Origin of the sequence: Saccharopolyspora rosea, from assembly GCF_025643595.1 — a bacterium.
Lineage (GTDB): Bacteria > Actinomycetota > Actinomycetes > Mycobacteriales > Pseudonocardiaceae > Saccharopolyspora > Saccharopolyspora rosea.
In genome coordinates this window covers 5032075-5058066 of the sequence record NZ_CP102826.1, presented here as the reverse complement: position 1 = coordinate 5058066, position 25992 = coordinate 5032075, and the positions used below count along the sequence as shown (strand labels likewise).

Here is a 25992-nt window from a genome sequence, read left to right as displayed (position 1 = left end):
TGACCCTGCGTCGTGCTCGCGGTTACGCTGCCTCGTTCTTCTCGATCCGGGCGAGGGAGTTGCGGGATGCGGCGTTGGTGGGGTGTGGCCGTCGGGGCGGCTGTTGCGCTGGTGCTTCCGTTCGCGGCGACGTCCGGTGCCGCCCCCGGCGGCCCGGACGCGCTGCGCGCCGATCTGGACCGGATCCTGGCGGATCCGCGGCTGGACGGGGCGCACGCCGGGGTCGTGGTGCGCGATCCGGAGACCGACCAGGTGCTCTACAGCAGGCAGGCCGGGTACCGGGTGACGCCCGCGTCGAACGCGAAGCTGTTCACCGCGGCCGCCGCGCTGGAGGCGCTGGGCCCGGACTACCGGTTCCGCACCGACGTGGTGTCCGACGCCCGCCGGTCGGGGCCGGTGCTGGACGGTGACCTGTTCCTGCGCGGCACGGGTGATCCCACCGTGCTCGCCGCCGACTACGACCGGCTGGCCGCGCAGGTCGCCGACTCCGGGATCCGCGAGGTGCGGGGCACGTTGCGCACCGACGCCACGTGGTTCGACGACGTGCCGCTGGGCGCCGGGTGGGCCTGGGACGACGAGCCGTACTACTACGCGGCGCCGGTGTCGGCGCTGACCGCGGCGCCGGACACCGACTTCGACGCCGGGAGCGCCAAGGTGCGGGTCACGCCGACGACGCCGGGCAAACCCGCCGATCTCGCCCTGGAGCCGTCGACCGGTGTCGTGCAGCTGGAGAACCGGACGACGACCGCGGCGCAGGGGGCGCGACCGAACGTGACCGTCGAGCGAGGGCACGGCTCGTCGCGGGTCGTGGTGAGCGGGACGGTTCCGGCCGGGGGAGCGCCGAGCGAGGACTTCACGTCGGTGCCCGATCCGGCGGCCTACGCCGCGGACCTCTTCACCCGCGCGCTCGCCGCGCACGGCGTGTCGGTGCGGCCGGGCGCTCCCGGCGCGGCACCGGCCGGTGCGCGTGCGCTCGCCGCGCGCGAGTCGATGCCGCTGCGGGACCTGCTGGTGCCGTTCCTGAAGCTGAGCAACAACGAGCACGCCGAGGTGCTGGTGAAGTCGATGGGCCGCGTGCTGCGCGGTCAGGGCACCTGGGACGCCGGACTGGCCGTGCTCTCCGAGAAGCTGCGCGGGCTGGGCGTGGATCCGCGGGTGCTGCGCATGGTGGACGGCTCCGGACTGTCCGCATTGGACGCCGTCACGCCGGAGCAGCTGACCCTGCTGCTGGACAACGCGCGGCAACGGCCGTGGTTCCGCGAGTTCCAGGACGCCCTGCCGGTGGCCGGCGAGCAGGACCGGATGGTCGGCGGCACGTTGCGCAACCGGATGGGCGGCACCCCGGCGGCGGGCAACGTGCACGCCAAGACCGGGTCGATGACCGGGGTGACGTCGCTGTCCGGGTACGTCACCGGCGCCGACCGGCGGCCGCTGGTGTTCTCCGTGGTGTTCAACGACTTCGTGGCCGACCCGCCGAACGACCTGCAGGACGCGATCGCCGTCCGCCTCGCCCAGTACGACGGGGCGAACGACCAGGCGCGCGGGGTGCCGGCCGTGCCGCACCCGCGGACGTCCGCCGAGCGCGGCCTGGAGTGCTCCTGGGTCAAGGGGTGCTGACCGCACCAGGGCGATCTCCCGGCGGACGTCCTGTTCCGCCGGCGCGGGCACCGGGCGCACCGGTGCCCGCGCGGGGCGGTCAGGCGTTGCTGGGTTGGTCGGTGCCGACGCCGCGGCGGCGGATGGCGACCAGGTCGTGGCGGGCGTCCGGGAGGGTCTGCTCGTCGGTGCCCTCGATGGTGAAGCCCGCGTCGGCGATCAGCTGGCGGTCGTCGTTGCCGGAGGCGCCTTCGCTGGTCAGGTAGTCGCCGAGGAAGATGGAGTTGACCACGTGCAGCGCCAGCGGTTGCTGGCTGCGCAGGTGGATTTCGCGCCCGCCGGCCAGCCGCAGTTCCACGTCGGGGAAGAAGAACCGGAACAGCGACAGGATGCGCAGGCAGCGCTGCGGGGTGAGGTGCCAGTCGGTGCCCAGCGGGGTGCCCTCCATCGGGATCAGGAAGTTCACCGGCACCGAGTCCGGGTCGAGTTCCCGCAGTTCGAAGGCCATGTCCACGACGTCCGCATCGGACTCGCCCATCCCGAAGATGGCCCCGGAACAGGGCGACAGCCCCGCGGAGGTGGCCTTGCGGACGGTGTTCGCCCGGTCATCGAAGGTGTGCGTGCTGCAGATGTCGGCGTAGCGGGCCTCGTTGGTGTTGAGGTTGTGGCTGTAGGCGTGGACGCCGCTGTCGCGCAGCTGCTCGGCCTGGCCCTCCTGCAACAGGCCCAGGCAGGCGCAGATCTCCACGTCCGGCTGCTTGGCCCGGATGGCCTCGATGGTCTCGGAGACGCGGCCGAGGTCGCGCTGGCCGGGGCCGCGTCCGCTGGCCACCAGGCAGATGCGCTTGGCGCCGGCCCGCGCCGCGCGGTCGGCGGCCTCGGCGGCCTCGTCCGGCTTGATCCACGAGTACTTGAGGATGTCCGAAGTGGACCCGAGCCGCTGCGAGCAGTACGTGCAGTCCTCCGGGCACAGGCCGCTCTTCATGTTGATGATCGTGTTGAGCTTGACCCGGTTGCCGAAGAAGTGGCGGCGGACGCGGGCTGCCGCCGCCACCACGTCGAGCACCTCGAACTCGTCGGTCAGCAGCGCGTGGGCCGCGTCGCGGGTCGGGGCGCGGCGATCGAGCGCCTGCGCGACCAGCTCGTCCAGCAAGATCGTCATGCCCTAGAGCTTCGTCCGACCCGCGACGCGGCGACAACAGCGCGGTCCTACAAGCGCGGCGGTAGCGCTTTGTGGGCGCGCGACCTCAAGCGACCGGGGTGCGCTCGTCGCCGCGCCGCCGCTGCGTCCGGACGGACAACTGGTACCCCACGACGGCCAGCACGACCAGGACCGGCGTGATGTACAGCGCGATCCGGGTGTCGGCGTCGAAGGCCAGCAGCACCACCACGAACGCCAGGAACGCCAGCACCACGTAGTTCGAGTACGGCGCCCACGGCATCCGGAACCGGCCCGCCGGGATCTCACCGGCCGCGACCTTCCGCCGGTAGCCGAGGTGGGCGATGACGATCATCGCCCAGGTGAAGATGGCGCCCACGGTGCTCGCGCTGGTGATGTAGGTGAACGCCTCCTCGGGCACGAAGTAGTTCAGCGCCACGCCGATCAGCATGACGCCGAACGAGATGCCGATCGCCCGCGCCGGAACGGCGCGCCTGCTGAGCCGTCCGACCGCGCGCGGCGCCTGTCCTTCCTGGGACAGCGTGCGCATCATCCGCGCGGTGGAGTACAGGCCGCTGTTGCAGGACGACAGCGCGGCCGTGGTCACCACGAAGTTGATGATCCCCGCGGCGGCCGGGATTCCGATCAGGGTGAAGGCGTGCACGAAGGGGCTGCCGTCGGCCGGGAAGCGGTTCCACGGCACCAGCGCGGTCAGCGCGGCGAGGGCGCCCACGTAGAAGATCAGGATCCGCCACATCACCGAGTTGATGGCCCGCGGCAGGACCCGCTGCGGATCGCTGCTCTCGCTGGCGGTCTGGCCCACCATCTCCACGCCGATGAACGCGAACATGACGATCTGGAAGGCCAGCAGCGCCGACACCCCGCCGTTGGGGAACAGGCCGCCGTGCGACCAGATGTTGCTCACCGACGCGGTCGGTCCCACATCGCTGAACCCGAACACCAGGATCGCCGCGGCCAGCACGATCAGCCCGACGATCGCCACCACCTTGACCAGCGCGAACCAGAACTCGAACTCGCCGAACAGCTTCACCGCGATGAGGTTGACGCCGCTGAGCACGATCAGCGCCCCCAGCGCCGGAATCCACTGCGGGACGGAGGGGAACCAGAACTGGAAGTACTTGCCGACGGCGGTGATCTCGGCCATGCCGGTCACGATCCACACCACCCAGTACCCCCAGCCGGTGGCGAACCGCGCCCACGGGCCGACGAATTCCCCGGCGTACTCCGCGAACGAGCCGCTGACCGGGCGGTACATCAGCAGTTCGCCGAGCGCTCGCATCACGAAGAAGATCATCAGTCCGGCGATCGCGTAGATCACGACCAGGCCGGGGCCGACCTGGTGGAGCGCCTTCCCGGACCCCAGGAACAATCCGACACCGATCGCTCCGCCGATGGCGATCATGTTGATGTGCCGGGTTCCCAGTTCCTTGCGGTACTCCTCGGCGGGTGGTTGGCTCATCGAAGTGGACTCCTCGGTTCGCGCAGCGGGTTTCGCTGGAACTGCGGAGATACTGGGGCATCCGGCTGGCGGTGGCAAGAGGTTCGCCCGGTTGTAACCGGGCCTTTGCCCCATTGATCAGTCCACTTCGGACAGCAAGACGCCGCGCCCCGGAGATTCCCGGGGCGCGGCGTCGGTGCGTGTTCAGAGGTTGGGGTAGAGGGGGAAGTTGGTGGCCAGTGTTTCCACGCGGCCACGCAGCTTGGTCGCGGTGGTGTCGTCGTAGTCGGGTTTGAGGGCTTCGGCGATGATGTCGGCGACCTCGGTGAATTCGCCCGCGCCGAAGCCGCGGGTGGCCAGGGCGGGGGTGCCGATGCGCAGGCCGGAGGTCACCATCGGCGGCCGGGGGTCGTTGGGCACGGCGTTGCGGTTGACGGTGATGCCGATCTCGTGCAGCCGGTCCTCGGCCTGCCGGCCGTCCAACCGCGAGTCGCGCAGGTCGACCAGCACCAGGTGCACGTCGGTGCCGCCGGAGACCAGCCGCACCCCGGCGGCGCGGGCGTCATCGGCCGACAGCCGGTCGGCCAGGATCCGGGCGCCCTCGACGGTGCGGCGCTGCCGGTCGGTGAACTCCGGAGAAGCGGCGATCTTGAACGCCACCGCCTTGCCCGCGATCACGTGCTCCAGCGGCCCGCCCTGCTGGCCGGGGAACACCGCGGAGTTGAACTTCTTGGCGAACTCCTCATCACCGGACAGGATCACCCCGCCCCGCGGCCCGCCCAGGGTCTTGTGGGTGGTGGTGGTGACCACGTGGGCGTGCGGCACCGGGTTCGGGTGCAGCCCGGCGGCCACCAGCCCGGCGAAGTGCGCCATGTCCACCATCAGATACGCCCCGACCTCGTCGGCGATCTCGCGGAACCGGGCGAAGTCCAGCTGCCGCGGGTAGGCCGACCACCCGGCGATGATCATCCTGGGCCGGTGCTCACGGGCCAGCCGGGCGACCTCGTCCATGTCCACCCGGTGGTCGTCATCGCGCACGTGGTAGGGCACCACGTTGTACAGCTTGCCGGAGAAGTTGATCCGCATCCCGTGCGTGAGGTGCCCACCATGGGCCAGATCCAGCCCCATGATCGTGTCACCCGGCTTGAGCAACGCGAACATCGCCGCCGCGTTGGCCTGCGCACCCGAATGCGGCTGCACGTTCGCGAACGACGCCCCGAACAGGTCCTTGACCCGCTGGATCGCCAACCGCTCCACCACATCCACGTGCTCGCAACCACCGTAGTAGCGCTTGCCCGGATACCCCTCGGCGTACTTGTTCGTCAGAACCGACCCCTGCGCCTGCAACACCGCCTGCGGCGCGAAGTTCTCCGACGCGATCATCTCCAACGTCGACTGCTGGCGGCCGAGCTCGGCGCCCACCGCCGCCGCCACCTCCGCATCCACCACAGCCAACTCATCGTTGAACAGGTCCGGTGTCGACATGATTGCCTCCTGTTTCGGTCTCGTCAGGCGTTGCGGCGGTAGAACGGCAGCTCGGCGACCTCCACGGGCACGGCCGTGCCGCGGATGTCCACCTGGAGCGAGGTTCCGGGGGCGCTGTGCGCGCGGTCGACGTAGGCCATCGCGATCGGGTGGCCGAGCGTCGGGGACGGCGCGCCGCTGGTGACCACACCGATCTCGGCGCCGTCGGCGTCGAGCACCCGGTAGCCGTGCCGGGGCGCGCGGCGCTGCGACGTGGTCAGGCCGACCAGCGTGCGGTCGGTGGGCTGCTCGGCGACCTTCGCCAGCGCCTCCTTGCCGACGAAGTCGCTCGCCTTGTCGAGCTTGACCACCCGGCCGAGGTTGGCGTGGAACGGGGTCAGCTCGGCGGACAGCTCGTTGCCGTACAGCGGCATGCCCGCCTCCAGCCGCAGCGTGTCGCGGCAGGACAACCCGGTGGGCTGCAGGCCGTGCTCGGCACCGGACTCGGACAGCGCCTGCCAGACGGCCTCCGCGTCGGAAGGGGAGACGAACAGCTCGAACCCGTCCTCGCCGGTGTAGCCGGTGCGCGCCAGCAGCGCGTCCTTGCCCGCGACGGTCGCCCGGTAGCCCGCGTAGTACTTGACCGCGTCGAGGTCGGTGTCGGTCAGCGGCGCGAGGATGTCGACCGCGCGCGGACCCTGCACCGCGATCAGCGCGTAGTCGTCGGAGACGTCCTGGTGCTCGGCGTCGAAGCCGCCGACGCGCCGCGCGAGCTCGTCGGAGACCACCGCCGCGTTCGCCGCGTTGGCGACGATCAGGAACTCCTGCTCACCGAGGCGGTAGACGATCAGGTCGTCGAGCACGCCCCCCTCGGCGTTGCAGAGCATCGTGTAGCGCGCCCGGCCGGGCTTGATCGCGGAGGCGTTGGCGACCAGCGCGTAGTCCAGCGCCTCGGCGGCCTGCGGACCGCTGATCCGGATCTCGCCCATGTGGGTCAGGTCGAACAGGCCGGCGGCGCCGCGGACGGCGTTGTGCTCGGCGGCGTCCCCGGAGTAGCGCAGCGGCATGGTCCAGCCGGCGAACTCGGTGAAGGTGGCACCGAGCGCCTGGTGCACGTGGTGCAAGGGTGTCCGTCGTGGCGACGACATCGTTGTGAGACTCCTCCTGGTGGGCGCCGGTCGGCAGTCGAGGGCCGGTCAGCTCACTTGCGCCCAACCATATCCGGGGCACCTCGACCGCGACCTGCGCGGGCATGCGCTGGTCGGGCGGTCTCCCCGGAGTCATTGGCCTGAGAGTTTCACCGCCGCTGCCGACGGCTTGCACCTTGGGCGAGAAGCGCGGTGCTTCTGCTTTTCTCCGTGTTCGCCTGCTGCCGTGCGGTGACGGTGCCTGAGAGTTTGGTGGGGAGTGGTTGCTCCTTCGGCGCCCCGCTGCGCTGCGGAGTCTCTCCCGCACGACGTCGTCGGCGCGGTCTTCGGTTGTTGCCGCCAGACGCTACGGAGCCCCGCCGGACCGGTCAACCGAAACTTGAGTGTGATCTCACAGGGGTTGCGCTGACGCGCGGTCGGCTGCTCGGCGGTCTGGGCGTACATGGGCCGGGGCTTCCGCAGTCGAGACGGCCGCTGAGGTTCCGCCACCGGCACCGCCTCGCAAAACGATTTCAAGACAGGCACTCAGCCTCAGCCGTCGCGCGCCACTTCCCGGTACAGCCGGTGCAGGCCGTCGACGAGGGCCGACAGCGCGAGTTCGAAGCTGTCGTGGTCGATCTCGGCCGCGTGCTCGCGCAGCAGGTGGGCGCGGTTGAGGTGCGGGAAGCGCTGGTCGTAGACCTCGGCGTCGTCCGGGAAGCCCTGCGCGAACGACCCGAGCGCCGAACCGACGACCAGGTACTTCGTGGACGCGCCGATCATCGTGGCGTACCGCTGCGGCCACCCGGCGCGCGTCAGGCCGCCGTGCACCGCGTCGGCGCGGCGCAGCGCGTTCTCCCGGCGGTCCGGCCCGGTGGCCAGGAACGGGACGAGGTTGGGGTGCGCGGCCAGCGCCGCGCGGTACGAGCGGGCCCAGGTGCGCAGGCCGGTCGGCCAGTCGACGTCGAAGCCGGAGACGTCGACGTCGGCCATCACGCCGTCGGCGATCTCGTGCAGCAGCTCGTCCTTGGTGCGGACGTGGTTGTAGAGGGACGCGGCGCGCACGCCGAGGCGGTCGGCCAGTCGGCGCATGGACAGCTCTTCCAGGCCGTCGGCGTCGATGATCTCCAGCCCGGCGCGGCGGATGGCGTCCGGCGAGAGCCGGGGCGTGGTGGGTCTGGGCACGGTTTCTCCTCGTCGGGTCCCTTGCGGGGGCGCGTCGGCGGTCTTAGGCTGCCACAAAACTAACGCTGTTAGCCACGGGGCGTCGGAGGAACAGGCGATGGTGGACTTCTCGCTGTCCGAGACCGAGCGCGACATCCGCGACTGGGTGCGCAACTTCGTCCAGCGGGAGCTGGTGCCGCTGGAGCCGGAGGTGCTGCGCCGCGAGCGGGCCGGCGAGCGCGGGCTCACCAAGCAGGAGCAGCGGGAGCTGCAGGACAAGGCCCGGCAGGCCGGGTTCTGGGGCGTGCAGACGCCCGAGGAGTACGGCGGCATGGGCCTGTCGGCCGTGCTGGCCGCGCTCATCGAGATCGAGCTCGGCCGCACGTTCGTGCCGTTCCGGTTCGGCGGCTACGCGGACAACATCCTCTACCACGCCAACGAGGAGCAGAAGCAGCGCTACCTGCTGCCGACCATCGAAGGCACCCGCAAGTCGTGCTTCGCGATCACCGAGCCCGGCGCCGGGTCGGATGCCAAGAACATCCGCACCACCGCCCACCTGGACGGCGGCGAGTGGGTGATCAACGGCGAGAAGACGTTCATCACCGGCGGCATCGACGCCGACTTCGCCATGGTCTTCGCCGTCACCGACCGGGACAAGGGCGCCGACGGCGGCGTGACCTGCTTCCTGGTCGACCGCGACATGGGCTGGACGTCGGAACCGATCGACATCATGGGCGAGTGGGACCGGCAGCCCGCGGCGCTGGTGTTCGACGGCGTGCGGGTTCCCGAGGAGAACGTGCTCGGCGAGATCGGCGGCGGCTTCGCGCTGGCCATGCAGTGGATCGGGCGCGGCCGGTACCTGCTGCCCGCGCGAGCGCTCGGCGGCTGCGAACGGCTGGTCGAGATGGGGCTGGACTACGCCCGGACCCGCGAGACGTTCGGCAAGCCGATCGCCGAACGCCAGGCCATCCAGTGGATGATCGCCGACTCGGCGGTGGAGATCGAGGCGTTGCGCTGGCTGGTGCTCCAGGCGGCCTGGCAGGTCGACCAGGGCGGCGACTCCCGGCACGCCCAGTCGATCGCCAAGCTCTACGGCGGCACCCGCGCCAACGAGATCGTCGACCGCGTCCTGCAACTGCACGGCGGCATGGGCTACACCCGCGAACTGCCGATCGAGCGCTGGTACCGCGACCTGCGCCTGCTGCGCATCTTCGAGGGCACCGACGAGATCCAGCGGCGCACCATCGCCCGCAACCTGCTCAAGGGGCACGCCTCGGTGCGCGGCGTGCTCGGCTGAGAGCCCGCGCGCCTGGTGGCGGCCCGACCCCACCGGCCACGCCCGAAATGTCGGTACGCTGGCGGCAGGTTGACCCCAGTCCTGCAGGAGCCGACATGTCTTTGTTCAAGAAGGTGTCCGAGTTCGCCAACAGCGAGCAGGGGCGCAAGGTGATCGACCAGGCCAAGAAGTACGCCTCCGACCCGAAGAACAAGGAGAAGATCGAGCAGGTCAAGAACAAGATCATGGGCAAGGAGAAGGGCCGCTGAAGCCCTGCTCGCCCGACGCGGCCCCCGGTGCTTCCGCCGGGGGCCGCTGTCATGCGAGGTGATGGCGGCGAAACGCTGCGGTTCCGGGGTGTCGACCGGGAGTCGTCGTGATGGTCCCGTCGCCGGGAGTTCCCCGTCGCCCGTCTTTTCCGGGACGAGCACCCGAGTTCCGGGTGCCTGGTCGAACGGGTGTGCCGGAGCAAGGTCGGCAGTAGGCTGCCGCCCGTGGTCCGAGCAGCGGAGGGTGCGATGGGAAGCGCTTACGTCGTGGGGACCTTCGACACCAAGGGCGCCGAGCTGCGCTACGTGGCCGGGCTCGTCGGCGCCGGGCACCCCGTCGTGACCGTCGACCTGTCCACCGGCGGGACGGCCGCCGAGGACGTCGACGTACCCGCCGCCGAGGTCGCCCGGCACCACCCGGACGGCGCCGACGCGGTGTTCACCGGCGACCGGGGTTCGGCGGTGGGCGCGATGGCCGTGGCCTTCGAGCGGTTCCTGGCGGCGCGTTCCGGCGAGGTGGCCGGAGTGGTCGGGCTCGGCGGGTCCGGCGGGACCGCGCTGATCACCCCGGCGATGCGGGCGCTTCCGATCGGCGTGCCCAAGGTGATGGTGTCCACTGTGGTCTCCGGCGACGTGTCGTCCTATGTGGACGCCACGGACATCGCGATGTTCCCGTCGGTCACCGACGTCGCCGGGCTGAACCGGATTTCCCGCCGGGTGCTGGGAAATGCCGCGCACGCGCTGCTCGGCGCGGTGTCGCACCCGGTCCCGGAGGGCGCGGACAAGCCCGCTGTCGCGCTGTCGATGTTCGGCGTGACCACGCCGTGCGTGACCGCCGTGGCCGAACGCCTGGTAGCCGGGTACGACCCACTGGTGTTCCACGCGACCGGGACCGGCGGTCGCGCCATGGAGAAGCTCGTCGACGACGGCCTGGTGCGCGCGGTCCTGGACATCACCACGACCGAGGTCTGCGACCTCGTCGCCGGGGGCGTGATGAGCGCGGGGGAGCAGCGGCTCGACGCCATCGCGCGCACCCGCGTGCCCTACGTCGGTTCCTGCGGTGCCCTCGACATGGTCAACTTCGGCGCGCTGGAGACCGTCCCCGAGCGCTACCGGGACCGCAACCTCTACGTGCACAACCCGCAGGTGACGTTGATGCGCACCTCGCCCGAGGAGTGCCGCCGCATCGCGGAGTTCCTCGCCGGCAAGCTCAACGCCTGCGACGGCCCGGTGCGCTTGCTCATCCCCGAGGGCGGGGTGTCGCTGCTGGACGCGCCGGGGCAGCCGTTCCACGATCCCGAGGCGGACGCGGTGCTGTTCGAGACGCTTCAGGCGCGGGTGCACCAGACCGCCGACCGCCGGATCGTGCGAGTGCCGCACAACATCAACGACCCGGAGTTCGCCGACGCGCTGGTCGCGGCGTTCCACGAACTGGAGGACGGATGAGCCGATTCGACCGCGCCGAACTGGTCCGGCGGTTCCACGACAAGGCCGCCCGCGGCGAACCGATCATCGGCGGTGGCGCGGGAACCGGGCTGTCCGCCAAGTGCGAGGAGGCCGGCGGCATCGATCTGATCGTCATCTACAACTCCGGGCGCTACCGGATGGCCGGGCGCGGATCGCTGGCCGGGCTGCTGGCCTACGGCAACGCCAACGACATCGTCGTCGAGATGGCCCGCGAGGTGCTGCCCGTGGTGCGCGAGACGCCGGTGCTGGCCGGGGTCAACGGCACCGACCCGTTCCTGCTCCGCGAGAAGTTCCTGCGCGAGCTGCGCGACCTCGGCTTCGCCGGGATCCAGAACTTCCCCACGGTCGGGCTCATCGACGGCACCTTCCGCGCCAACCTGGAGGAGACCGGCATGGGCTACGACCTGGAGGTCGAGCTGGTCGCCGCCGCGCGGGAGGCGGACCTGCTGACCACGCCGTACGTCTTCTCCGCCGAGGACGCGCGGAAGATGACCGAGGCGGGCGCGGACATCATCGTCTGCCACATGGGGCTGACCACCGGCGGCAGCATCGGCGCGGAGACCGCCAGGACGCTCGACGACTGCGTGGCGCTCATCGACGACTGCGCGCAGGCCGCCACCGAGGTGCGCGAGGACGTGCTGGTGCTCTGCCACGGCGGTCCCATCGCGATGCCCGAGGACGCCTCGTACGTCCTGTCGCGCACCCGGCGTTGCCACGGCTTCTACGGCGCCAGCAGCATGGAACGGCTGCCGACGGAACAGGCGCTGACCGAGCAGACCAGAGCGTTCCGCAATCTCGGCAGGTGAGGAGAACGAACATGGCCAAGTCCTACGCGAGCGCGGTGATCGAGGCTCCCGCCGAGCGGGTGTGGGAGGTGGTCCGCGACTTCGACGGGCTGCCGCACTGGCACCCGGCGATCGCGTCCAGCGAGATCGAGGGCGGCGGCCCGGCCGACGCGGTCGGCTGCGTGCGCCGCCTGACCCTCGGCGACGGCGGGACCGTGCGCGAACGCCTCGTCGTGCTCGACGACACCGATCGCCGCTACACCTACGACATCGTGGAAGGTCCCTTCCCGGTCCGGTCCTACCGCTCCACGATCCGCGTCGCCCCGATCACCGCGACCGGGCACGCCTTCGTCGAGTGGTGGGCGCACTACGACGCCGAAGCGGCCGACGAACCGAAGCTGGACCGGACGTTCGCGGACGGCGTGTACGCGACCGGACTCACCGGACTCAGGGAACATTTCAGCGGATAAGACCCGGTCCTGGGCTCGTTGCGCGTGGCGGTGCCGGTGGCGGTCTTCCAGATGCGGGATGCCAAGACAGGACCAGGCGGGTCTGTCGCTTTTCCCAGTGGGCGTTCGGTTCCGCCTCAGGGGCGGCGGCTAGAGTCTGCCGCGTGCCAAGCAGCGTTCACTCCTCCGCAGCAGACCGGGTCGTGGTGACCGGTGGTTCCGGTTTCGTGGGGCGCGCGGTGGTGCGCGCGTTCCTGGACCGCGGCACCCCGGTGACGGTCGTCGACACCGAACAGCTCCCGGCGGAGCTGCACGACGACCTGGTGACGCACGTCGCCGGTGACCTGCGCGACGCGGCGGTGCGCGAGTCCGCGGTGGCCGAGGGCACCGCCGGGATCATCCACCTGGCCGCGATCACCTCGGTGCTGCGGTCGGTCGACCGCCCCGCCGAGACCTACGCCAACAACGTTGCGGTCACCCACGAGCTGCTGGAGCTGGCCCGGCAGCGCGGCGTCGGGCAGTTCGTGCTCGCCTCGACCAACGCGGTCGTCGGCGACATCGGCCACGGCACCATCACCGAGTCGCTGCCGCTGCGGCCGCTGACGCCGTACGGCTCGACCAAGGCGGCGTGCGAGATGCTGCTGTCCGGCTACTCCGGCGCCTACGGGCTGGCGACCTGCGCGCTGCGGTTCACCAACATCTACGGGCCCGGGATGGGGCACAAGGACAGCTTCATCCCGCGGCTGATGCGCGCGGCGCTGTCCGGTGACGGTGTCCAGGTGTACGGCGACGGGTCGCAGTCCCGCGACTTCGTGCACGTCGACGACGTGGTGCAGGGCATCATGGCGGCCTGGGACAAGCAGTACGACGGGACCGCGATCATCGGCCACGGCCGGTCGATCTCGGTGCTGGAACTGATCGACGCGGTCCGCGAGGCCACCGGCGAACCGCTGCCGGTGACCCACGTGCCCGCCAAGAACGGGGAGATGCCCGCGGTGATCGTCCAGATCGCCCAGGCCCAGCGCGAACTCGGCTACACCCCGGCCGTCGAGCTGACCGACGGCCTGCGCACCGTGTGGGAGGACTTCCGCCGGGCCGCCGACGCCACCGGGACGCGATGACGGCGGCGCTGGCACGCACGCTGCGCCGGCACTGGCTGCTGGCGCTGTTCGTGCTGGCCGGGGCGGCGCTGCGGGTCGTGGTGCAGCTGGCCTACCAACCGGCGCTGCTCTACATCGACTCGTTCCGCTACCTCGACGACCTCGGGGTCTTCTTCCCCGGCGGCATCAACCCCATCGGCTACGAGCTGTTCCTGTGGCCGCTGCTGAAGATCGGCGACCTGGCGTTCGTGGCGGCGGTCCAGCACCTGCTCGGGCTCGCCCTGGGCGTCGGGATCTACGTGTTGCTGCGGCGGTACGGCGTGCGGCCGTGGCTGGCCGCGCTGGCCGCCGCCCCCGTGCTGCTGGACGGCTACCAGCTGCAGATCGAGCAGAACATCATGTCCGATCTGCTGTTCCAGGTCGTGCTGCTGGTCGCGGTGTTCGTGCTGGTCTGGCGGCGGGAGCCGCCCGGCCCGCGGGTGGCCGCCGTCGCGGGCCTGGTGCTGGCGTGCGGCGTCGTGGTGCGCATCGTCGGGCTGACCCTCGTGGTGCCCGCCGCCGTGTTCGTCCTGCTCGCCGCCGGACTGCGGCCGACCGACGGCTGGAAGCGCCGCTGGGTCTCCGCCGGGGCGCTGGTCGGCGGTTTCGCCGCGCTGATCCTCGGCTACGCCGTCTACCACCTGGTGTGGACCGGGGTACCCGCGATCGGCGGCTCGACCGGCAACGTGGTCTACGGGCGCACCGCCGTCGTCGCCCGCTGCGACGAGATCGGGCTCACCCCGGCAGAACAGCTGGTGTGCCCCAAGGAGCCGGTCGAGCAGCGGCAGCGGACCGGCATCGACTTCTACATCCACTTCTTCGACAACAAGGCGAACGTCGACGCCCTGCCACCCGACTTCGACTACGTGTCGGCGCAGGGCTCGTTCGCCCGCAAGGTGCTGCTGGACCAACCGCTGGACGTCCTGGGCGGTGTCGTCGAGGACTTCCTCAAGGGCTTCGCGCCCACCCGCACCCAGGCGCCGGGCGACGTGCCGCTCGACCGCTGGCAGTTCCAGACCCAGTACCCGCTGTACGCCGACGCCTGGTACGTCCGCGAGTGGTCCGAGATGTACGACGACGGGACGTTCTCGGTCGACCCGGGCCTGGCGTCGTTCCTGCGCGCCTACCAGCTCGGCGGCGGCTTCACCCCGGGCACGGTGCTCGGCGGGGCGCTGCTGCTCGCCGCCGCGGCGGTGGTGGGCGCCGGCCGGGCGCGGCGCTCCGGACTGCGCGCGGCCTGCCTGCTGCCCGCCGGGCTGGCCGTGACCGTGCTGGGCACGGCCGCGGCGATGGAATTCTCCTGGCGCTACCAGCTCCCCGGCCTGGTGCTGATCCCGCTGGCGGGCGCACTGGGCATCACCGCCCTCACCGGACACCGGACGAACCCCCCGAAGGAGACCCCCATGCCCCCGACCTTCCCGGACGAGGTGGACCGGGCAGCGCTGGACGACTACGCCGAGCGCTACGGCGAACAACGCTTCGCCCCGGTCGTGGTGCTGATCGCCGCCTACAACGAGGAGGAAGCCATCGGCGACGTCCTCGACGGCATCCCGGCCCGCAGCTGCGGTCTGGACGTGGACACCCTGGTCGTCGTCGACGGCGCCAGCGACCGGACGGCCGAGCTGTCGGTCAAGCACGGCGCCTACACGTGCATCGCGCCGACCAACCGCGGCCAGGGCGCCGCGCTGCGGCTCGGCTACCACCTGGCCGCCGACCGCGGCGCGTCCTACATCGTCACCACCGACGCCGACGGCCAGTACGACATCGGTGAGCTGCCGATGCTGCTGCAACCGCTCATCGACGACCGGGCGGACTTCGTCACCGGCTCCCGCCGGCTCGGCAGCAACGAGCGGCCCGCGCTGATCCGCCGCGTCGGCACGTACGTGTTCGCCTGGCTGGTCAGCGCGCTGACCCGGCAGCGCATCACGGACACCTCGTTCGGCTTCCGCGCGATGTTGGCCGAGGTGCCCAACTCGGTCACCCTGGAGCAGCAGCAGTACCAGTCCTCCGAGCTGCTGGTCGGGGTGCTCAGCCGCGGCTACCGCGTGCTGGAGCAGCCGATGCGGATGCTGGCGCGCGCGGCGGGGGAGAGCAAGAAGGGCAACAACGTCCTGTACGGCTACCGGTACGCGAAGGTGGTGCTGGGCACGTGGCTGCGGGAGCGCCGCGCGCCCGCCCGGCGCGGTGCCGCGCAGCAGCCGGTCAGCGAGACCGTCGGCGCGACGGATCGGTGAACACCAGCCGGTCCACCAGCACGAACTTGATCACGAACATGACCGCGTAGGTGCCGACGTAGGCGCCCCACACGACGGCGACCCTGGCGGCGGGGAACAGCTCCGCCGCCAGGTGGTCGGCGCCGCTGGTGGCGAATGCGGCCAGCACCGCCGTGACGACCGAGATCACGCCGTAGCGCAGGATCTCGCCGCGCAGCGCGGCGCGGTCACCGCCGCCCCACGTGCGGCGGTTGAGCTCGAAGTTCGGGATCGCCCCGCCCAGCCACGCGAGCACCGTGGCCACCGCGGGCGGCGCCCCCAGGGAGTAGGACGCCACGAACACGACCTGGCTGACCGCGGTCGCCACCGCGGACGCGGCGGCGAACCGGCTCACCAGCCGCCAGTACCGCCCGCGGCGCGTCTCGCGCTGCGGGCTCTCGGTGGCCTGCTGGACCATGCCGCCTCCTGTTGCTCGCGGGACGCCCGCACGCGCGAGCGGCCCGTGTCGTCTCCGCTCGGCGGAGTCGAACCGGGACACTCCCGGCGAACCCTACCCAGGTGCTTCCGACGCCCGTGTGGCGGGAGCAGGGAGCGCTTCGCGATCTCGAACGGGGATGAGACCATTCCCCATGTTGTATCCATCGGGTGAAGTCGTCGACAGCGACTTGACCTTTCAGGTCTACCGTGCCGTGTGTGCGCCGGTGGCCCCTAGATGACGTAGAGGAGAAGAAGGCGTGCGAATCCTCGTCCTCGGGGGGGACGGCTACCTCGGTTGGCCGACCGCTCTGCACCTGTCCGACTGCGGCCACGACGTCGCCGTCGCCGACAACTACGCCCGACGGGGCTACGACCACGAAATGGGCGTGCAGAGCCTCGTCCCGATCGAGCCGATGCAGGTCCGCGTCAACGCCTGGCGGGAGGTGTCGGGCAAGACCATCAAGTCCTACTGCGGAGATCTGGTCGACGGCGAGTTCACCGTCGAGATGATCCGGGACTTCCGGCCGGACACGATCGTCCACTTCGCCGAGCAGCGGGCCGCGCCGTACTCCATGATCGACCGCAAGCACGCGGTCTACACCCAGCACAACAACGTGGTCGGCAACCTCAACGTGCTGTTCGCGATCCAGGAGGTGGACCCCGAGATCCACCTGGTGAAGCTGGGCACGATGGGCGAGTACGGGACGCCGAACATCGACATCGAGGAAGGCTGGCTGGAGGTCACGCACAACGGTCGCACCGACCGGATGCTGTACCCCAAGAAGCCGGGCTCGTTCTACCACCTGAGCAAGGTGCACGACAGCCACAACATCGAGTTCGCGTGCCGGATCTGGGGACTGCGCGCCACCGACCTCAACCAGGGCGTGGTCTACGGGCAGGAGACCCCGCAGACGGTGCAGGACCCCCGGCTGGCGACCCGCTTCGACTACGACGCGATCTTCGGCACCGTGCTGAACCGGTTCGTCATCCAGGCCGTGCTGGGCCACCCGCTCACGGTGTACGGCTCCGGCGGCCAGACGCGCGGCATGCTCGACATCCGCGACACCGTGGAGTGCATCCGGCTGGCCTCGGAGAACCCCGCCGACCGCGGCGAGTTCCGGGTGTTCAACCAGATGACCGAGAGCTACTCGGTCGGCGAGATCGCGAAGATCATCGCGAACACCTTCGACGGCTCCGTCGAGATCGAGTACCTCGACAACCCGCGCGTCGAGCAGGCCGAGCACTACTACAACGTCAAGCACACCGGCCTGGTCGAGCTGGGGCTCCAGCCGCACCTGCTGTCCAACACCCTCATCGAGTCGCTGTTCGGCGTCGCCGAGCAGTACAAGCACCGCGTCGACCTGGCCGCGATGCGTCCGACGGTCAACTGGCGCAGCGCCGCCAGCCCGCTGCGCTCCGAGTGAGCACCGCCGGGCGGTGGGCCCTCGCCCACCGCCCGGCGATCCAGGGGCCGGTTCCGCCCCGTTCCACCGTTCCACCGCCTGCCCTCACCCGTTCGGGGGCGGGACGATCATCGTCGGAACTGCTCGGCATGCCGGACTGGAATATGCCAATCCGGTAGGTCACACTTGGCGGCGAGCGTGTGCGGCCGCGCATCGACAGGGCCGCGGTACGGGGAGCGGTGCCCCGGGCCGGAGCGTGGACTCCGCTCCCGGGGCGCCTACCGTGCGTCGGGGGGCTTCCGCACGGCCTACCGGACGGTAGACCTTCTGCAATTCCCTGGCGATACGGCACGCGGGTAATCCTTTGCCGGCACGGCGCGATCCGGTTGTGCGCAAGGCCACCTCGCCCCCTGGTCCGCCGCACGTCACCGGCGTTCCGCCCGCCCTCCACAGTGGACGGAAGGGGTGTGCGCCCGATCGGCGAGCGCGTCCCCGTCGGCGGTCCGCCGGGACTCCGAGCGGCGGGCGCGACCTGCGAGGACGGTTCACCCCGCGGTCCTGGGTCGGATCGGTTCCCGCGATCGTCTTCCGCGGCGGCGCGGTGGAGATCCGCTGCGGACATCGTTATCTCGCGTTCACCCGGCGCGTGTTCGGAGAGTAGTCAGTTGTTCGGCTCGCCGTGGGGTCGCCCTGCGTCGAATGGGGATCGGCTTGCATGGCCCGATAACTCTCGGCTACTTTCACTGTTCGTACGTCACGGTTCGGTCACGGCGCCTCGCCCCCGAGAGGCACCCGCATCCCCCGGCGGGACGTGACCGGATCTCCCCGAGGCGGAAGGTCGGCATGACCACACATCGCCGGGAGGGCGGTCATCCCCCGAAGACCGCCCTCCGCGGATCCGGAGTCGCGGTCCACGGCCACGTCGAGACCATCGACGTGGGTGTCGGCCAGCGGGTCGCCGCCGGCGAGCAGATCGCCACGACGGGCAGCCGCGGGCAGTCCGGCCCGCACCTGCCCTTCGAGGTGGTCCAGGACGGCCCGAGATCGACCTGATGCCCTGGCCGGCCGAACGCGGCATCCAGGTCGCCTGACCCGGCGCACGGCGCCCCCCGAGCAGCTGCCCGGGACCCGAATCCCCCGACGGGTTCCGGGCAGCTCCCTTTTCCGGGCGGCTCCCTTTCTGCGGCTCTCAGTCCTCGGCGGCCTTGGCCGTGGCCTCGTCCTCCAGCCGCTCGCGCAGCCACGACAGGGTGCGCGCGAGGAGCCGGGAGACGTGCATCTGCGAGATGCCGATCTGCTCGGCGATCTGCGTCTGCGTCATGCCGCGGAAGAAGCGCATCACCAGGATGCGGCGTTCCCGCTCCGGCAGTTCCCGCAGCAGCGGCCGGACCATCTCGCGGTTCTCCACCTCGGCGAGCTCGGCGTCGTCGGCGCCGATGGCGTCGCCCAGCGGGATCTCGTCGGTGCCGGTGAGCAGCTCGTCCAGCGAGGCGCTGCGGTAGGCGTTGCCCGCCTCCAGACCCCGGTAGACGTCGTCGGTGCTGATGTCGAGGTGCGTGGCCAGCTCGCTCGGGGTCGGGGCGCGGCCGAGCTCCTGGGAGAGCCGCGCGATGGCCGAGGACACCGCCAGGTGCAACTCCTGCAGCCGCCGGGGCATCCGCACCGCCCAGCCGGTGTCGCGGAAGTGCCGCCGCACCTCGCCCATGATCGTCGGCACCGCGTAGGACAGGAAGTCCACGCCGCGTTGCGGGTCGAACCGGTCGACCGCGTTGATCAACCCCAGCGTGGCGACCTGCTGGAGGTCCTCCTGCGACTCACCGCGGTGGCTGAACCTGCGCGCGATGTGCTCGGCCACCGGCATGTGCTCGGTGACGAGCAGGTCCCGGAGCTCTTCGTAGCGGGGGTCCTGCTTGCTCAGCCTGGCTAGCTCGACGAACAGCGGAGCGAGTTCGTCGTAGCGTTCGTTGCGCGAGTGAGCAGCCGATTCGGAATCCGCTCGCTTCACACGTGGGCCGTCCGTCCCTTGGTCAACTCGATACGCACCAGATGGCTGCCATCGGCAGCCGGGTCCGACTCGACCGAGGTTGACACACTGTCGGCCAATGCGCTCAGGACCCGCCAGCTGAAAGTGTCCTTCCGCGGGCCGAACGCATCGTCGCTGACCACCTCGGCGGTGATCGCCAGGGCCTCGCCCAGCGTTCGGAAGCGGCACACCAGCGCGGCAGCCGGGGCGGCCAGCCGGACCAGCGAGGAACACGCCTCGTCGACGGCCAGCCGGAGGTCTGCGATCGAGTCGACGTCGAAGTCGGCACGCATCGCGAGGTCGCCGATGACGGCCCGCATCACCGCCAGCTGCGTGGGCTCGGCGGCGACGCGGACCTCGACCACGTTCGAAGCGGACGTTTCCGGCTCGACATGCGCGATCTCGCGCTCCACGCTCATCCCGGGCCACCTCGTCTCGGTCGGTGCGGCGGAGGCGCACACCTTACTCACAGTCACCTGGTACCCGACGCCCCCACCGAACAAACGGACGGCCGAGGCGACTACACCAACGTCACCCAGTAGTCCCAGAACCGCGCCAGGATGAGGGCGACGATCACCAGATACCACACCACGAGCACGACGCTGTGGACCCGGCCCAGCGCCACGCCGACAGGACGCGCGCCGGAACCGAAGTGGCCCTCGCGGAAATTGTGCACGGTGGTGTACCAGAACAGTGCGATCGTCACGACCCAGACGACCATGCAGTACGGGCACAGGGCGCCGATCGAGTAAAGACTCTGCACGATCAGCCAGTGGATGAACACCACCGCCAGGGTGGTGGCCAGCTGCATGCCCAGCCAGTACCAGCGCGGCGCCCGGAACCCGGCCAGCAGCGCCACCCCGGACGTCACCACCACCGGGAAGGCCAGCACGCCGATCAGGGGGTTCGGGAAGCCGAACAGCGCCGCCTGGGAGCTGTCCATCACCGAGCCGCAGGAGATGATCGGGTTGATGCTGCAGGTCGGCACGTAGCCGGGGTGCTCCAGCTTCTCCAGCTTCTCGATGACCAGGGCGAACGACGCGATCAGGCCGATCACGCCGCCGACCAGGTAGAGCCAGCTCAGCCCACGGGGAATGGTGGGGACCGCGGGCTCGGGCGCGGCCGTGGCGGGCTCCGCGCTATCGGTGTCGGTAGCGGTCACGTCCGCACCCCTTACTTGAGAGCCTTGTCGATCTCACCGTGGAACATGTCGCTGAGCTGCTGGTACGTGACGCCCTGCGGCGTCTCGAACTGCTTGCCGTTGATGAAGATCGTCGGCGTCGCGTGCACACCGGCCTTGGTGCCGTCCGCGGTGTCGCGGTCGATCCGGGCCTTGACCTGAGGCGAGTTCATGTCCTGGTGGAACTTGTTCAGGTCCAGACCGATCTGCTGCGCGTACTGGTCGAACAGCTTCGCGGCGCGCTGCTGGTCGTCGCTGACGTTGTCGCCGCTGGGGGCCACGGCCCAGCTCTGCCAGTTGTCGTACAGCGCGTGGTACATCTCCTTGTACTTGCCCTGCATCCCGGCGGCCTCGGCGGCCTGGGCGGCCTGGTTGGCCAGCGGGTGCGCCTTGGCGATCGGGAAGTTGCGCGTGACGAAGTTGATGCGGCCCTCGTAGTCCTGCTCGACCTTCTTGGTCAGCGCGGCGTAGTACTGGTGGCACGCCGGGCACTGGTAGTCGAGGAACTCGACCACGGTGACCTTGCCGTCGGGGGCCTGGCTCAGCATGTTGCTGTCCGGCTTGCGCAGCAACTCCGCGGCGACCGGCTGGCCGGGGTTGGGCGCCTGGTTCGGCGCGCCGTTGCCGCCGCGACCGAACAGCAGCACTCCGCCGATCACGACGACGGCGACGACCACCACCACGACGGTGAGGACGACGTTGATGGACAGACCGTTCTTCTTGGTCAGCGGGTTGTTCGTTTTGGGCATCCGGTGCTCACACCTCGGCGGTCGGCTCGCGCGAGGGTGCCTCGCGCTGCATGACAGGGCAAACCCAGTCTCCCGCATTCACACGGTCGTGAAATCGACCGGGGTCTAACTCACAGCTGGTTCACAGCGACCTCTCAGTTTGTCGGAGTCCGGACCACGGGTACTCATCCGTTCGATGGACGATCCGTTGCGCCTGCTCACCGATGATCAGCGTGCTGCGCTGCGCAGCTGGTCCGGTGGCACCTGGCACGAACCGGCCCTGGCGACGCTGACCGACCAGCGGTTCTCCGACCCGAACTGGATCTACGAGCGCAAGCTCGACGGGGTGCGGGTGATCGCCGGCTGCGAGGGCGCCCGCCCGGTGCTGTGGTCGCGCAACCACAAGCGGGCCGACTCCGCGTACCCGGAGATCATCGATGCGCTGGCCGCCTGCGCGGTGGACCGGTTCGTCGTGGACGGCGAGGTCGTCGCCTTCGAGGGGAACCAGACCAGCTTCGCCCGGCTGCAGAAGCGCATCCACCTCACCGACCCCAAGCAGGCGCGCCGCACCGGCGTGCCCGTCTACTACTACGTTTTCGACCTGCTCGCCTTCGGCGGGGTGGACCTGACCGCGCTGCCGCTGCGCGTCCGCAAACGGCTGTTGCGCGAGTGCTTCGAGTTCACCGACCCGCTGCGGTTCAGCGCGCACCGCTCCGGCGACGGCGAGGCGTTCTTCCGCCAGGCGTGCGAACACGGCTGGGAGGGCCTGATCGCCAAGCGGGCCGACCGCCCCTACCGCGGCGGCCGTTCCCGGGACTGGCTGAAGTTCAAGTGCGTCGCCGATCAGGAGTTCGTGATCGGCGGGTTCACCGACCCCAAGGGCGCCCGCTTCGGCTTCGGCGCACTGCTGGTCGGCTACTACCAGGGCTCGCGGCTGCGCTACGCGGGCAAGGTCGGCACCGGGTACGACGAGCGGACGCTGCGGGACCTGCGGCGGCGGCTGGACGGTCTGGCGCGCGAGGACCCGCCGTTCGCCGACGAGGTCGGCGAACGGGGTGCGCACTGGGTTCGGCCGGAGCTCGTCGCGCAGATCGGTTTCACCGAGTGGACCGACGACGGCAAGCTCCGGCATCCGCGTTTTTCCGGGCTGCGCAACGACAAGCGTCCGCAGGACGTGGTGCGGGAACGTCAGTGATCGTTGATCAGCGGCGCGCTCTGCGCGGCGGGAACCGGGGCCGGGTACGCCGGGGGACTCCACGCCGCGAGCAGAACGGTCGCCACGACCATCGACACCGTTCCCACAACCGACACGAACAGCGTGCGGCTGTTGCTGTGCATGGTTGAGCCCCCGAATTCCGGTGGTGGTGCAAGGATGGTATGCGTCATGCGCGCCGACGCTCTCACCTGGGAGGTCGCGCCGACCGAGCACAACGTTAGCGACGCCCCCATTGTTCCCTATGTGATGCGGAACTCCTCGCCCGGGGGGCGGTTTTCGGACTCGCCGATCCACATTCCCCGTTGCTCCAAGTGATGGATCAGCAACCGTCCGGAGTGCACCACGTGCCGTTGCGTCGCCGCGCGCGCGGCCGCCGGTGCGCCGTCGGACATCGCCTGCAGGATCCGGTGGTGGTCGGTGACCGCCATCTCCGGCCACCCGGGAAGCGAGGCGGTGACCCGGCCCGGCGTGTAGCGCAGCGCGATTCCCAGGAACCACAACAACTTCCGCGATCGGGCCAGTTCGCCGACGATGTCGTGGAAACGCCGCACCAGCGGTCCGACCTCGGCGCTCGCGCCCCGCGCGGCCGACCGCATCCGGTCGTGCAGCGCGGCGAGGTCGGTGATCTCGGCGGTGGTGATCCGCCGCGTCGCGCGGGCCGCGAGTTCCCCGGCGATCCCGGCCTGCACCCGGTGCGCGTCCTCGACGTCGTGGCGCGACAGGGCGGCGACGGTGAACCCGCGGCGGGGTTCGAGTTCGACGAACCCCTCGCCGCGCAGCGCCAGCAGCGCCTCGCGCACCGGTGTCGCGCTGACGCCGAGTTCGGTGGCCAGCCGTCCCAGGGGCAGCCGGTCGCCCGCGCGCAGCCGCCCGGTCATGATCCGCTCCCGCAGCCGGTCGGCGACTTCGTCGGAGAACGATCCGGCGGCCGCTGTGTCGCCCATCACGACGAACTTGATACCACTCTCGGCGGACTCCGCGATCACCGAACGCGGCTGTGCGGTCCCCGGGTGTGATCAGGCCGCCACCGGTTCCGGGGAAGACCGCGGCCGTGGCGGTATCGTCGAGGGACGTGGTAGCAGATCCTGCCGACGCAGCGGCCGAGGTCACGCACGCGCTGGCCCGGGCGAGCCTCGATGACCTGCCCGTTCTGACCGAACGGCTGATGGCGGCCATCTTCACCGACAACCCGGAGTGGACCGACTACAGCCCGGTTCCCCGGGAGGACCTCTGGGACGGGTGCAAGCGGTACCTGGAGCGGATCCTGCAGATCCTCAGCGGCGAGGTCGTCGGTCCGGACGGCGACGACGTGGCCGCCGCGATCGGCCGCAGGCGCGCCGAGCAGGGCGTGCCGCTGGAGGTGATGCTGCGGACCTTCCGGCTCGGCGGGCGGATCGTGTGGGAGTCCCTGGTCGACCAGGCGCACCAGGACGGTTCCGACCCGGACGCCGTGCTCCGGGTGGCGACCGCGATGTGGTCGGTGATCGACGGGTTGTCCTCGACGCTGTCGACGTCCTACCGCAAGACCGAACTGGAGCGGCTGCGCCGCGACGACCAGCGGCGGCACGCCCTGGTCGAGGACCTGCTCAGCGGACGCGCCCGGGACATCGCCTTCGCGCAGCGCACGGCCAAGGAGCTGGACCTGCCGACCGGCGGGCGCTACCTCGTCGTCGTCGCGGAGATGGGCGCGGACGGCGGTTTCGCGCTGCGCGGCCAGCAGGACGCGCTCAACGCGCTGCACATCCGCTCGGTGTGGCAGGTGCGGGCGGACACCCTCGTCGGCTTGGTGGCGCTGGAGCAGCACGACCAGCACCTCGCCCTGGACGCGCTGCGGCCGCTGGCGCGCGGGCGGGTGGCGGTCTCCCCGGCGGTGCGCGGGCTGGCCGAGGTGGGGCTGGCGCACCAGCTCGCGCTCACCACGATGGGCACCTCCACCTACGGCTCGGCGGAACTGGTGACCCTGGAGGAGCGGTTCCCCGAGGCGCTGCTGGTGCAGTCGCCGGACCTGGCGCAGCGGCTGCTGGAGTCGCAGCTCGGCCCGGTGCTGGAACTGCCGGTCCGGGAACGCGACATGCTGCTGGACACGCTGACGGCGTGGCTGGAGGAGAACTGCTCCACCGCCAACGCCGCGGTGCGGCTGCACTGCCACCGCAACACGGTGCTCAACCGGCTGCACCGCATCACGTCGCTGATCGGCCGTCCGCTCTACGGCCGCAGCGCCTACGTCTCGCTGTCGCTGGCCCTCTCGGCGCTGCGGCTGCGCGACGGCCTCCGCGAGTGACGCGGCGCCGAGCCGCGGCTCTCAACGGGGCGGGCCGGTCCACGGGTCGATCGGCACCGCTTCGCCGGCCCGGCCGTGCTCGTCGAGCATCCGCCCCATCAGCTTGATCTGGCGCAGCGCCACCGCGCGGTCGACCAGCCGCAGCTGGGGGAGGCGCTCGCCGAGCAGCGCCTCCAGCCTGCCCACGTCGGCCACCGACTTCAGCCACACCGTGAACAGCAGGTTGTGCGGGCCGGTGACCGTCGAGCACATCCGCAGCTCGGGCAGCGCGCCGAGCCCGGCGACGACCTTGTCGAGCTGGCCGGGCGGGACGCTGGCCCACAGGCTCGCCGAGATCGGCCAGCCGGTCAGATCGCGGGCGATCTCGCAGCGCATCGCCGCGTCCCCGGCGTGCGCCAGGGCGGCGACGCGGCGCCGGACGTTCGGCGGGCTGAGGCCGACCTCGTCGGCGAGGTCGACCGCGGCCCGGCGGCAGTCGGCCGACAGCGCGGTGACCAGCCGCAGGTCGTGGTCGTCGAGCGCACCGGACGCGCGATCCGCCGCGGGCGGTGCGAGCCGGCTCCGCTGCGCCGGGGTCAGCGCGCGCAGCCGCCAGCGGGAGCCCTCGGTGAACACCCGGGTGCTCAGCTGGGCCCGGGTGCGCAGCACGCCGGGCAGCGCGGCGATGTGCTCGGTCACCAGCTCGGACAGCGCGCCCAGGTCGCGGATCATCACGGTGGTGAACAGATCGCGCCCGCCCGCCATCTGCTCCACGGTCACGACCTGCGGGTACGTCGCCAGCGTGCGTCCCACCTCCACCGCCCGCCCGGCGTGCACGTCGATCTCGACGAACGCCAGGCACACCGAGCCCATCAGCCTGCCGCCCGGGTAGCAGGTGGTCCAGGCGCTGCCGGTGCGGTGCAGCCGGACCCAGCGCCGCCCGACGGTGGCCGGGTCCACGTCGAGCACCCTGCCGAGTTCCGTCCACGACGCGCGGGGCCTGATCTGCAGGGCGTGCAGGACTGCCCGGTCCAACCCGTCCAGCGCGTTTTCCTGCATCAGCAACCTCTTCATCACCCTTTTCTTGCAGTCTGACCCAGTTTGCTGTTCCTCACCAGCACCCCGTCGCGACTCTGCT

The 25992-nt window shown here is 70.8% G+C and carries 25 protein-coding genes and 2 riboswitches; of the genes, 12 read left to right on the top strand and 13 right to left on the bottom strand.

All coding sequences use genetic code 11. The features are described from left to right. The first annotated feature begins 66 nt into the window (after window positions 1-66). Entirely contained in the window at window positions 67-1617 is a 1551-nt protein-coding gene (gene dacB / locus NV263_RS23435; protein WP_263248772.1) for a D-alanyl-D-alanine carboxypeptidase/D-alanyl-D-alanine endopeptidase, read from the top strand. A 79-nt stretch (window positions 1618-1696) separates the two neighbouring features. On the opposite strand, the gene bioB is transcribed toward dacB, so the two are convergent. The 5 genes from bioB to NV263_RS23410 all read right to left on the bottom strand — a co-directional run bounded on the left by bioB (window position 1697) and on the right by NV263_RS23410 (window position 7990). Further along, window positions 1697-2758 carry a biotin synthase BioB gene (gene bioB / locus NV263_RS23430; protein ID WP_263248771.1) on the bottom strand — a complete coding sequence of 354 codons (1062 nt, stop codon included), beginning with the start codon at window positions 2756-2758 and terminating at the stop codon, window positions 1697-1699. Window positions 2759-2843: 85 nt separating this feature from the next. After that, window positions 2844-4235: an amino acid permease gene (locus NV263_RS23425; protein WP_263248770.1), complete on the bottom strand. Its 1392-nt coding sequence runs from the start codon at window positions 4233-4235 to the stop codon at window positions 2844-2846. A 183-nt stretch (window positions 4236-4418) separates the two neighbouring features. Then, the gene (glyA, locus tag NV263_RS23420; protein WP_263248769.1) at window positions 4419-5699 is read right to left on the bottom strand and encodes a serine hydroxymethyltransferase; all 1281 of its coding nucleotides are present in this window, start codon (window positions 5697-5699) and stop codon (window positions 4419-4421) included. A 23-nt stretch (window positions 5700-5722) separates the two neighbouring features. After that, on the bottom strand, window positions 5723-6826 hold the full coding sequence (gene gcvT, locus NV263_RS23415; RefSeq protein WP_263248768.1) for a glycine cleavage system aminomethyltransferase GcvT: 1104 nt from the start codon (window positions 6824-6826) through the stop codon (window positions 5723-5725). A gap of 119 nt (window positions 6827-6945) precedes the next feature. Further along, a riboswitch (glycine riboswitch) is annotated at window positions 6946-7045 on the bottom strand. Further along, window positions 7046-7140, bottom strand: a riboswitch (glycine riboswitch). 217 nt (window positions 7141-7357) lie between these two features. Continuing rightward, window positions 7358-7990, bottom strand: a complete 633-nt coding sequence (locus tag NV263_RS23410) for a TetR/AcrR family transcriptional regulator (protein WP_263248767.1) — start codon at window positions 7988-7990, stop codon at window positions 7358-7360. Window positions 7991-8090: 100 nt separating this feature from the next. Here NV263_RS23410 and NV263_RS23405 point away from each other — a divergent pair, with 100 nt between their 5' ends. The 7 genes from NV263_RS23405 to NV263_RS23375 all read left to right on the top strand — a co-directional run bounded on the left by NV263_RS23405 (window position 8091) and on the right by NV263_RS23375 (window position 15588). Beyond that, entirely contained in the window at window positions 8091-9266 is a 1176-nt protein-coding gene (locus NV263_RS23405; RefSeq protein WP_263254326.1) for an acyl-CoA dehydrogenase family protein, read from the top strand. A gap of 95 nt (window positions 9267-9361) precedes the next feature. Continuing rightward, entirely contained in the window at window positions 9362-9514 is a 153-nt protein-coding gene (locus tag NV263_RS23400; RefSeq protein ID WP_263248766.1) for a hypothetical protein, read from the top strand. A gap of 249 nt (window positions 9515-9763) precedes the next feature. Beyond that, entirely contained in the window at window positions 9764-10960 is a 1197-nt protein-coding gene (locus NV263_RS23395; protein WP_263248765.1) for a Tm-1-like ATP-binding domain-containing protein, read from the top strand. Further along, on the top strand, window positions 10957-11787 hold the full coding sequence (locus tag NV263_RS23390) for a phosphoenolpyruvate hydrolase family protein (protein WP_263248764.1): 831 nt from the start codon (window positions 10957-10959) through the stop codon (window positions 11785-11787). Before NV263_RS23395 ends, NV263_RS23390 begins: the two co-directional genes overlap by 4 nt. An 11-nt stretch (window positions 11788-11798) precedes the next feature. Beyond that, complete coding sequence (locus tag NV263_RS23385; protein ID WP_263248763.1) at window positions 11799-12236, top strand: SRPBCC family protein; 438 nt, start codon at window positions 11799-11801, stop codon at window positions 12234-12236. Window positions 12237-12379: 143 nt separating this feature from the next. Then, window positions 12380-13336, top strand: a complete 957-nt coding sequence (locus NV263_RS23380) for an NAD-dependent epimerase/dehydratase family protein (protein ID WP_263248762.1) — start codon at window positions 12380-12382, stop codon at window positions 13334-13336. Beyond that, on the top strand, window positions 13333-15588 hold the full coding sequence (locus tag NV263_RS23375; protein ID WP_263248761.1) for a glycosyltransferase family 2 protein: 2256 nt from the start codon (window positions 13333-13335) through the stop codon (window positions 15586-15588). The genes NV263_RS23380 and NV263_RS23375 overlap by 4 nt, the downstream gene beginning before the upstream one ends. Here the strand turns inward: NV263_RS23375 and NV263_RS23370 are convergent. Continuing rightward, window positions 15557-16024 (bottom strand): GtrA family protein, encoded by a 468-nt coding sequence (locus tag NV263_RS23370; protein WP_263248760.1) that lies wholly within the window; start codon window positions 16022-16024, stop codon window positions 15557-15559. The two genes, NV263_RS23375 and NV263_RS23370, sit on opposite strands and share 32 nt — an antisense overlap. 277 nt (window positions 16025-16301) lie before the next feature. On the opposite strand from NV263_RS23370, the gene NV263_RS23365 reads away from it, so the two are divergent. Next, window positions 16302-17468 (top strand): NAD-dependent epimerase/dehydratase family protein, encoded by a 1167-nt coding sequence (locus NV263_RS23365; RefSeq protein ID WP_263248759.1) that lies wholly within the window; start codon window positions 16302-16304, stop codon window positions 17466-17468. A gap of 822 nt (window positions 17469-18290) precedes the next feature. Beyond that, window positions 18291-18500, top strand: a complete 210-nt coding sequence (locus NV263_RS23360) for a peptidoglycan DD-metalloendopeptidase family protein (protein ID WP_263248758.1) — start codon at window positions 18291-18293, stop codon at window positions 18498-18500. A gap of 136 nt (window positions 18501-18636) precedes the next feature. Here the strand turns inward: NV263_RS23360 and NV263_RS23355 are convergent, their stop codons facing one another. From NV263_RS23355 to NV263_RS23340, 4 genes are all read right to left on the bottom strand, one after another. Beyond that, a complete protein-coding gene (locus tag NV263_RS23355; RefSeq protein ID WP_263248757.1) occupies window positions 18637-19452 on the bottom strand; it encodes a SigB/SigF/SigG family RNA polymerase sigma factor in 816 nt (271 codons plus the stop codon). Beyond that, entirely contained in the window at window positions 19449-19889 is a 441-nt protein-coding gene (locus tag NV263_RS23350; protein WP_263248756.1) for an ATP-binding protein, read from the bottom strand. The genes NV263_RS23355 and NV263_RS23350 overlap by 4 nt, the downstream gene beginning before the upstream one ends. Before the next feature lie 101 nt (window positions 19890-19990). Beyond that, window positions 19991-20566 carry a vitamin K epoxide reductase family protein gene (locus tag NV263_RS23345; protein ID WP_263254324.1) on the bottom strand — a complete coding sequence of 192 codons (576 nt, stop codon included), beginning with the start codon at window positions 20564-20566 and terminating at the stop codon, window positions 19991-19993. A 77-nt stretch (window positions 20567-20643) separates the two neighbouring features. Beyond that, window positions 20644-21399 carry a DsbA family protein gene (locus tag NV263_RS23340; RefSeq protein ID WP_263248755.1) on the bottom strand — a complete coding sequence of 252 codons (756 nt, stop codon included), beginning with the start codon at window positions 21397-21399 and terminating at the stop codon, window positions 20644-20646. Between the two features lie 175 nt (window positions 21400-21574). On the opposite strand from NV263_RS23340, the gene ligD reads away from it, so the two are divergent. Then, window positions 21575-22573: a non-homologous end-joining DNA ligase gene (gene ligD / locus NV263_RS23335; RefSeq protein ID WP_263248754.1), complete on the top strand. Its 999-nt coding sequence runs from the start codon at window positions 21575-21577 to the stop codon at window positions 22571-22573. Here the strand turns inward: ligD and NV263_RS23330 are convergent. Together NV263_RS23330 and NV263_RS23325 are read right to left on the bottom strand one after the other, a co-directional pair. Continuing rightward, window positions 22567-22716, bottom strand: coding sequence for a hypothetical protein (locus NV263_RS23330; RefSeq protein WP_263248753.1), 150 nt, complete (start codon window positions 22714-22716; stop codon window positions 22567-22569). The two genes, ligD and NV263_RS23330, sit on opposite strands and share 7 nt — an antisense overlap. 117 nt (window positions 22717-22833) lie before the next feature. Further along, on the bottom strand, window positions 22834-23538 hold the full coding sequence (locus tag NV263_RS23325) for a GntR family transcriptional regulator (RefSeq protein ID WP_263248752.1): 705 nt from the start codon (window positions 23536-23538) through the stop codon (window positions 22834-22836). A 128-nt stretch (window positions 23539-23666) separates the two neighbouring features. Here NV263_RS23325 and NV263_RS23320 point away from each other — a divergent pair, with 128 nt between their 5' ends. After that, window positions 23667-24875 carry a PucR family transcriptional regulator gene (locus NV263_RS23320; protein ID WP_263248751.1) on the top strand — a complete coding sequence of 403 codons (1209 nt, stop codon included), beginning with the start codon at window positions 23667-23669 and terminating at the stop codon, window positions 24873-24875. Between the two features lie 21 nt (window positions 24876-24896). Here the strand turns inward: NV263_RS23320 and NV263_RS23315 are convergent, their stop codons facing one another. Beyond that, on the bottom strand, window positions 24897-25928 hold the full coding sequence (locus NV263_RS23315) for an Lrp/AsnC family transcriptional regulator (protein ID WP_263248750.1): 1032 nt from the start codon (window positions 25926-25928) through the stop codon (window positions 24897-24899). Window positions 25929-25992: the final 64 nt, after the last annotated feature.